Source organism: Vibrio sp. 1078-1 (genome assembly GCF_033340475.1).
The window spans coordinates 1-677 of record NZ_JAWOWM010000397.1 but is presented as its reverse complement, the minus strand read 5'-3'; the positions used below and the strand labels follow the sequence as shown (position 1 = coordinate 677).

The 677-nt window shown below is 42.7% G+C and carries 1 protein-coding gene; it reads left to right on the top strand.

Annotation, left to right across the window (positions count from 1 at the left end):
- The first annotated feature begins 48 nt into the window (after positions 1 to 48).
- Positions 49 to 525 carry a GNAT family N-acetyltransferase gene (locus R7190_RS27795; RefSeq protein WP_020903847.1) on the top strand — a complete coding sequence of 159 codons (477 nt, stop codon included), beginning with the start codon at positions 49 to 51 and terminating at the stop codon, positions 523 to 525.
- The last annotated feature ends 152 nt before the right edge of the window (positions 526 to 677 follow it).

Genomic DNA, 677 nt, shown 5'->3' with positions numbered 1-677 from the left:
GAGCGCGATTGTGACCACGTTTTTGTTTCGTCTGTCTGGAACATTGTAATGATGCTTTCAATACGCCGCTATCGCGCTGCTGATGCGCCAACACTATGGACGCTCTTCTACCATACGGTTCGAGAAGTAAACTGCCGCGATTACCAAACAGATCAAGTGAAAGCTTGGGCTCCCGATGATTTTGAACCACAAACTTGGCAAGCGAGGATGGACACCATCACCCCATTTATTGCCGAAATTGAAGGTGAGATTGTCGGTTACGCGGACTTACAGCCAGATGGTTTCATTGACCATTTTTTTTGTCATCATCGGCATCAAAGGACAGGTGTTGGCCGCGCATTGATGGCTCATATTTTCTCTCAAGCGGAGTCATTAGCGTTACCGTATTTGTACTCAGAGGTCAGTATCACTGCTCGTCCGTTCTTTGAACGGATGGGATTTAAAGTGATTAAACATCAAGAAGTTGAAGTGAGAGGGCAACACTTAACTAATTATGTGATGAAGAAGTATCTATCGCGTAATTAGTGAGCTTGGACACAGATAAGAGATGTTTTCTGATGTGAATTCCAGTTCATTGATCTAAGACCAAAATTTCGTTTCAAAACAGTGTACATAATCTCTACTCAGAGTTATCAAACAGGTATGTTTCTATCTCACAACCGCAAAGTTGTTCATAA

Excerpts from the sequence above, each read along its gene's own strand:
- R7190_RS27795 (WP_020903847.1), top strand. The coding sequence starts at position 49 with ATGATGCTTTCAATACGCCGCTATCGCGCTGCTGATGCGCCAACACTA.